Below are 7,844 nucleotides of genomic sequence, written 5' to 3' on the forward strand. Positions count from 1 at the left end.
ACGTGTAATGAGTGCGCCGCTGTCCCTCGGAATCGACATCGGGGGAACCTTCACCGACCTCGTCATCCACGATCCGCGCACCGGGCGGGCCGTCATCTGGAAGGAAAGCACGACACCGGACGATCCGGCCCGCGGTGCCCTAGAAGGCACACGCCGCGTGCTGGAGAAGGCGGGCGCGAAGCCGCAGGAGATCGGCCGCGTCGTCCATGCCACGACGCTGTTCACCAACGCGCTGATCGAGCGCAAGGGCGCGAAGACCGGCCTGCTCACCACGGCGGGTTTCGGCGACGTGCTGGAGATCGCGCGCGAGCGCAAATACGAGCTCTACGATCTCTTCATCGAGATGCCGAAGCCGCTGGTGCAGCGCGCCTGGCGTCGCGAGGCGAAGGAGCGGCTGGGGCCGGACGGCAGCGTCGAGATCGCGCTCGACGTCGATGCGGCGCTGGCCGAGGTGGCCGACCTCGTGGAGCAGGGCGTCGAAAGCCTCGCCATCTGCTTCCTGCATTCCTACGCCAATGCCGCGCACGAACGAAAGATCGGCGCGGCGGTAGCCGAGCGCTTCCAGAACCTGTCGATCTCGCTGTCGTCCGACATCGCGCCGGAGATCCGCGAGTACCTGCGCGCCAGCACGACGGTGGCCAATGCCTATGTCCGGCCGCTGGCGGAAATCTATCTCGAACGCCTGGAGCAGGCGCTGCGGACCGAGGGGATTCCGGGTGGCCTGTTCCTAATGCTTTCAAATGGAGGCCTCACCCATGTGAGCGAGGCCAAGCGCGCGCCTGTCCAATTGTTGGAGAGCGGGCCCGCCGCCGGAGCGCTGGCCGGTGCCTGGTTCGGGCGCAATGCCGGGCTGGAGCGCGTGCTGGCCTTCGACATGGGCGGCACGACGGCCAAGCTGGCGCTGGTCGACGATGGCGAGCCGCTCGTGGCCTGGGGCTTCGAGGCGGCGCGCGAGAAGCGCTTCCTGCGCGGGTCGGGCCTGCCAATCCAGATCGCTACGGTCGAGCTGATCGAGATCGGCGCCGGTGGCGGCTCGATCGCGCACAAGAGCGACCTCGGCACGTTGAACGTGGGGCCGGAGAGCAGCGGCGCGCAGCCGGGGCCTGCATGCTATGGCCGCGGCGGCACCGAGGCGACGGTCACCGACGCCGACCTGACCCTGGGTTATCTCAACGCCGACTTCTTCCTGGGCGGCGCGATGAAGATCGACGCCGTGGCGACCAACGCCGCCTTCGGCAAGCTGGCCGGCGCGCTGGGCGTCGAAGCCGGTCGTGCCGCCTTCGGTGTGCACGACGTGGTGAACGAGAACATGGCCGGCGCTGCGCGCGTGGCTATCGCCGAGCGTGGCCGCGTGCCGTCGGAATATGCGCTGCTGGCGACCGGCGGTGCTGGCCCTGTCCATGCATGGCATGTGGCGCGCAAGCTGGGGGTCAGCCGCGTCGTCTGTCCGCCGGGCGCGGGGGCGGGCAGCACCATCGGCATGCTGATGGCGCCCGCGCGCGTCGATCGCGTCGCGAGCTTCACGACGCCGCTGGCGGGCGCCGATCTCGCCGCCGCCGGGCGCATCTTCGCCGGCCTCGAAAAGGAATCTCTCGAGGTGTTGCGCCTGACCGGCGCCGACATCGAGGGCCGCACCGTCCGTCACCTCGCCGACATGCGTTACATCGGGCAGGGCAGCGAGATCACCGTCGTGCTGCCTCAGCCTTTGACCGAAGCGGCCGTGAAGGTGGCCTTCGAGGCCGCGTACAAGGCCCTGTTTGCCCGCACGCCGCCGGGTGCCGCGATCCAGCTCGTGGCCTTACGCCTCTCGGTCAGCGCACCGATGCCCGGCACCGGCGGCAAGCTCGAACTGCCGCGCCACGCTTCGGCCGCCGCGCTCAAGGGCACGCGGCCCGTCTTCTTTCCCGACGAGGGCAAGACGCTCCCAACACAAGTCTGGGACCGCTACGCGCTCGAACCCGGCGTGAGTATCGACGGTCCCGCCGTGTTCGAGGAAAACGAAAGCACTTTCATCGTCGGCCCGAACGCCAAGGCGCGGCTGCTGGCCGACGGCTCCATCCTGGCGGAGGCGAACTGATGTCTTTGCCGGGAGCGCGCCACTCCAGTGGCGCATTTTCTTCTGCTGCAAACTCCTTTGAGCGCCACTTGAGTGGCGCGCTCCCAGCCATGAGGTCCTTCCCATGAGCCGCACCTTCGATGCCATCGAACTGGAACTCCTCTGGCGGCGGCTGATCTCGCTGGTCGACGAGGCGGCGGCGGCCATGGTGCGCACGTCGTTCTCGACCCTGGTGCGCGAGAGCTACGACTTCTCCTGCGTCGTCACCGATGCGGCGGGCCAGTCGCTGGTCCAGGCGAGCGAGAGCATCCCGAGCTTCATCGGGACCCTGCCCGAGACGGTGAAGCACTTCCTGCGATTCTTCCCGGAGGACCAGCTCGCGCCGGGCGACGTGCTGATCACCAACGACATCTGGCTCGGCACCGGCCATCTGCCCGACGTGACCCTGGCCAAGCCGATCTTCCGCAACGGCAAGCTGATCGCCTTCAGCGCCACGACGGCGCACGTGCCCGACATCGGCGGCAAGATCCGCAGTCCCGAGCCGCGCGAGGTTTTCGAGGAGGGGCTGCAGATCCCGCCGATGAAGATGATGGCGGCCGGCAAGACCGACGAGACGCTGGTGGCGCTGATCCGCAAGAACGTGCGCACGCCCGACCAGACGATGGGCGATCTCTACGCCCAGATCGTGGCGCTCGACCTGATGGAAGATCGTCTGCTGGTCCTGATGGAGAATTACGGCCTGCCCGATCTCACCGACCTTGCGCGCGAGATCCAGGGCCGCTGCGAGGCGGCGATGCGCGCCGCCATCCTCGAACTGCCCGACGGCACCTACCATAGCGAGCTCAAGACCGACGGCATCATGGACAAGCCCATCACCATCAAGATGGCGCTCACCATCAAGGGCGACGAGATTCTGATCGATTTCGCCGGCACCGATGCCCAGGTCGATCGCGCGATCAACTGCGCCATGTGCTACACGAACGCGATGTGCATGTATGGGGTGAAGGTCTGCACCAACTCCAACCTGCCCAACAACGAAGGCGCGTGGCGGCCGATCACGCTCACCGCGCCGCCGGGCTGCATCGTCAATCCGCAATTCCCCGCGCCGGGCGGCTCGCGCATGCTGATCGGCCACTACATTCCGATGCTGGTGTTCGGCTGCCTGGGCCAGATCGTGCCGGAACGCGTGATGGCGGCCTGCGGCTCGCCGATGTGGGGCATGAACCAGTCCGGCGTTCGTGAAGGCGGCAAGCCCTACGCCAACATGTTCTTCTACAATGGCGGCATGGGCGGCAACACGCAGCGTGACGGCGTCACCTGCCTCTCCTGGCCGTCCAACGTCAGCTCGACCTCGATCGAGATCAGCGAGCACATCGCGCCACTGCGCTTCCATCACAAGAAGCTGCGTCCCGATTCGGGCGGCGCCGGCCGTCATCGCGGCGGGCTCGGGCAGGAGATCCTGATCGAGAGCCGCAGCGAGACGCCGATCGCCGTCTCGTTCCTCGCGGAGCGGACTCTCTTTCCGGCCTTCGGCATCGAGGGCGGCAAGGACGGTGCACCCGGTGAGCTGCGCATCAACGGCGAGAAGACCGATCCCAAGAAGCAGTACGTCTTGAACAAGGGCGATACCGTCTCGCTGGGAACGCCAGGCGGCGGCGGACATGGCGATCCGAAGCTTCGCTCGGCGGCGGCACTCGCGGCAGACATCGCGGCGGGATACGTGACGGCGCAGTCAGCGTATCAGGGCGACGATTAACACAGCGATTGAACCTCCGGGCAGCGGTCGTTACGCTCGCTGCAAATAAGAGTAATCGGAGGAAACAATGAAGCTGTTCGCTGCCGCATCCGCGGCTCTCTGCGCTATCGCTTTGGCCGCTGCTTCTCCGGTCAACGCGCAATCCGCCGGCGGGGCCAAGCTCTGCGCCAATCCGAAGCAGATGGAAGGCTTCAAGACCTGCGCCGACGTGGCGAAGGCCGAAGCCGAGGGCGCCTTCACCCTCTACTCGACCGATCCGGAAGCCGGTCAGGTGAAGCTGCTGGCCGCCTTCAACAAGATGTTCCCCAAGATCAAGACGAGCTACGTCCGTCTGCAGGCCGGCGCGCTCTACGCCAAGGTGCTCTCCGAGCGCCAAGCCAAGTCCTACCTGGTCGACGTCATCCAGATCTCCGACATGGGCATGATCCTGGATTTCCAGCGCAAGGGCGGTTTCCGCCAGTACGTCTCGCCCGAGATGCAGTTCTTCCCGAAGGAGGCGAAGAGCGAGCCGGAGGGCTTCTGGACCTGGGGCTCGGTCATCATGGCCGGCATTGCCTATAACCCCAACCAGGTGCCGGTCGCCGACGCGCCCAAGAAGTGGGAAGACCTGCTCAATCCGAAATTCAAGGACAGCATCAACGTCAAGGTGTCGAACTCGGGCCTGCAGCACGGCGTCTGGTACATGCTGATGCCGATCCTCGGCGCGGATTATTTCAAGAAATTCGGTGAGCAGAAGCCGCGCGCCTTCGACTCCTACGTCCAGCAGTACGGCCGTTTGGTCGATGGCCAGGACAAGGTCATCATGGGCGCTCAGTATTCCGGCTACATCGAGTTCAAGGCCAAGGGTGCGCCGCTCGCCTTCGTCTTCCCGGAAACCGGCGTGCCGGCCGTGCCCGAGACCTACGGCATCGTCGACCAGGCGCCGCATCCCAATGCCGCCGAGCTGTTCATGGACTGGTTCCTCTCGCCGGTCGGCCAGGTGGCGCTGGCCGAGGCGCTGCTGCTCCATTCGCCGCGCTCCGACGTGCCGCCGCCGGGCGGTGCCGACACCGTGCCGCTCAGCAAGATGAAGCTGCTGTCGCCGGCCGACTGGAACGCCTTCGAGAAGGATCGCCCGGCTTTCGCCAAGGAATGGAACCGCATCGTCGGCACCGGGCGCTAGGTCTTGGCTGAAAGTCCCAAGGCGTTTGGCGTGGGGGGCGTCCTGCGCCCCCGCGTAAACGGGCAGGCCCTGACGACGCTCGCGGTCCTCGGGATCGTGGGCTTCCTGGTCCTGCTCCCGATGGTCTTCCTGGTCGAGGAGTCGTTGAACGTCGGCGATCCGATGGCGTTTCCGCCCGTCGAGTTCGGCATCGCCAACTACGTCTCGATCTTCCAGGAGGACCTCAAGACCGTCTGGAACACGCTGATCATCGCGGTGATGGCCACCGTGATGGCGATCTTCATCGGCTTCACCCTGGCCTGGATCCTGACGCGCACCAACGTGCCGGGCCGCGAGAAGCTCGAGCGGCTGATGGAGCTGCCTTACTACATGACGCCTCTGGTGGGCGCGCTCGCCTGGGCGGTGATCGCCGGGCCCAAGAGCGGCTTCATCAACCAGCTGTGGAAGGCGGTGGGCGGCACCGGCGACATCGCCGACATCTACACCCATTTCGGCATCGCCTGGGTGATGGCGCTGTTCGAGGGCACGGTCGCCTTCGTCATGATCTCGGCCTCCATGAAGTCGATGGACCCGGCGCTAGAGGAATCCGCCCGCGTCATGGGCGCCTCCAAGCTGCGCACCATGCTCACCGTGACCCTGCCGCTGGTGATGCCGGGCGTGCTGGGCGCCATGCTGTTCGTCTTCGCCGAGATGCTTGGCTCGTTTGCCGCGGCCCTCGTGCTCGGCATTCCCGGGCGCATCTACGTCATCACCACGGCGATCTGGGATTCGACGCTCTCCTATCCGCCCGACTACGGCCGCGCCTCGGCGATGGGCCTGTCGCTGTTCGTCGTGATGTTCCTGATGCTGTCCTTCTACCGGCGCATGATCCGCCGCGGGACCTTCACCACCATCAGCGGCAAGGCTTTCCGGCCTCGGCCGATGGATATGGGCCGGCTCGCCTGGGTGTTGTTCAGCGTCTGCGTGCTGTACGTGGCGCTGGCGGTGGTCTTCCCGATCGCGGCGCTCCTCATGACCTCGCTGCAGCGCTTCGCCACCGTGCTCCTGGACCAGGCGCAGTGGACGCTGGCCAATTACGAGACGGCGCTGTCCCTCGGTCCCGTGCGCACGGCGCTGTTCAACAGCATCATGCTGGGCCTGGGCGTCGCCACGGTCGGCGTGGTGATCATGGCGCTGCTGGTCTGGATCATCTACCGCTCGCAACTGCGCGGCCGCGGCGCCATCGAATATCTCGTCATGTTTCCGCAGGCCGTGCCGCGCCTCGTGTTCGGCCTGGCGCTGTTGTGGGCCTGGCTCAATATCCCGATCGGCATCTACGGCACCCTGTGGCTGCTGGCGCTGGCCTATTTCACCGTCATGCTGCCGCTCGGCGTGCGTACCCTGGCGGGCGTGGTGCTCCAGATCGACAAGAGCCTGGAGGAGTGCGCCCGCGTCTGTGGTGCCTCCTGGGGCTATCAGATGCGCACCGTCACCTTGCCGCTGCTCAAGCCCGGCATCCTGGCGGCGTGGCTGCTGATCTTCATGGCCTGCGTGCGTGAGCTGGGCGCCTCGGCCTTCCTGATGGGCCCCAATGCCAAGGTGATCGCGCCGTCGATCGTCAGCGCCTTCGCCACCAGCGGCACGGAGCTGACGGCGGCGATGGCCCTGATCCAGACCTTCACCGTGATCGTGGCGCTGGTCATCCTGTTCCGCGTGGCGCGCGGCATGACCAAGGAGTTGCAGTGAGCGAGACGCGTATCGAAGTAAAGGATCTGGTCGTGCGCTACGGCGACCAGGTGGCGGTGAACGGGGTGAGCTTCACGGTGGGGCGTGGCGAACATCTCACCCTGCTGGGGCCTTCGGGCTGCGGCAAGACCACGACCTTGCGCGCCATCGCCGGCCTCGAGCATCCGTCGGGCGGCCGCATCAGCATCGAGGGCCGCGCGGTCTACGATGCCGCGACGCGCACCAACGTGCAGACCGAGCAGCGCGGCGTGTCGATGGTGTTCCAGTCCTACGCCATCTGGCCGCATATGAGCGTGTTCGACAACGTCGCCTACGGGTTGCGGGTGCGCAAGCAGAGCCAGGCCGACATCAAGAGCAACGTCGAGCGCGCGCTCGACCTGGTGCAGATGCGTCACCTCGCCGAGCGCGGCGCGTCGAAACTGTCGGGCGGGCAGCAACAGCGCGTCGCGCTGGCCCGCGCCATCGCCTTCTCGCCGACCGTCGTCCTGTTCGACGAACCACTGTCCAACCTCGACGCCAAGCTGCGCGCCGAGATGCGGGTCGAACTGCGCGAGCTGCAGCGGCGGCTGGGCATCACCTCGGTCTACGTCACCCACGACCAGGAGGAGGCGCTGGCCATCTCCGATCGCGTGATCGTCATGAATGTCGGCGTGATCGAGCAGATCAGCACGCCGGAGGAGATCTACAACAAGCCGCGCAGCCGCTTCGTGGCGGACTTCGTGGGCTCGGCCAACCTGATCAAGGGCAAGCCCGCGGGCGACGGTACGTTCGTGACTGAAGGCGGCGCGGTGCTGAAGGTCATGGCGCCGCACAAGCCGCACGGGAAGGAAACGGAAGTCGCCGTCCGCACCGCCTATATCGGGCTGGAGCCGCAGGCCGGCGAGAACCACGTGCCGGGCAAGGTCCGCCAGCGCCTGTTCCACGGCGATTTCGTGCAGTACGTCGTCGATAGCCCGGTCGGCGCGATGATCGTCCGCCGTCCGCCGACCAACCTGTTGCCGGAAGGCGCCGACGTAACGCTGTCCTTCTCGCCGGAGCATTGCGTGCTGCTCGAAGCCTGAGCAATGGAGCGCGATCCCGTTCCGTTGAGAATCAAACTCTTCCCCTTTGCGGAGTCCGCAAAGGGGAAGTGCCCTCGTCTTACG

General features: G+C 66.5%; 5 protein-coding genes. All 5 read left to right on the plus strand.

Annotated elements, in window-relative coordinates; all coding sequences use genetic code 11:
• Positions 1-7: 7 nt before the first annotated feature.
• The 5 genes from AC1ROX_RS26570 to AC1ROX_RS26590 all read left to right on the plus strand — a co-directional run bounded on the left by AC1ROX_RS26570 (position 8) and on the right by AC1ROX_RS26590 (position 7,760).
• Positions 8-2,077, plus strand: coding sequence for a hydantoinase/oxoprolinase family protein (locus AC1ROX_RS26570; protein ID WP_493130945.1), 2,070 nt, complete (start codon positions 8-10; stop codon positions 2,075-2,077).
• Positions 2,078-2,180: 103 nt separating this feature from the next.
• The gene (locus AC1ROX_RS26575) at positions 2,181-3,812 is read left to right on the plus strand and encodes a hydantoinase B/oxoprolinase family protein (RefSeq protein WP_493130947.1); all 1,632 of its coding nucleotides are present in this window, start codon (positions 2,181-2,183) and stop codon (positions 3,810-3,812) included.
• A gap of 67 nt (positions 3,813-3,879) precedes the next feature.
• Complete coding sequence (locus tag AC1ROX_RS26580; protein WP_493130949.1) at positions 3,880-4,974, plus strand: ABC transporter substrate-binding protein; 1,095 nt, start codon at positions 3,880-3,882, stop codon at positions 4,972-4,974.
• Positions 4,975-5,004: 30 nt separating this feature from the next.
• Positions 5,005-6,699: an ABC transporter permease gene (locus AC1ROX_RS26585; RefSeq protein WP_493130951.1), complete on the plus strand. Its 1,695-nt coding sequence runs from the start codon at positions 5,005-5,007 to the stop codon at positions 6,697-6,699.
• Positions 6,696-7,760: an ABC transporter ATP-binding protein gene (locus AC1ROX_RS26590; protein ID WP_493130953.1), complete on the plus strand. Its 1,065-nt coding sequence runs from the start codon at positions 6,696-6,698 to the stop codon at positions 7,758-7,760. Before AC1ROX_RS26585 ends, AC1ROX_RS26590 begins: the two co-directional genes overlap by 4 nt.
• Positions 7,761-7,844 lie beyond the last annotated feature (84 nt).

The sequence above is a fragment of the Reyranella sp. GW821-FHT14A01 genome (assembly GCF_058803965.1).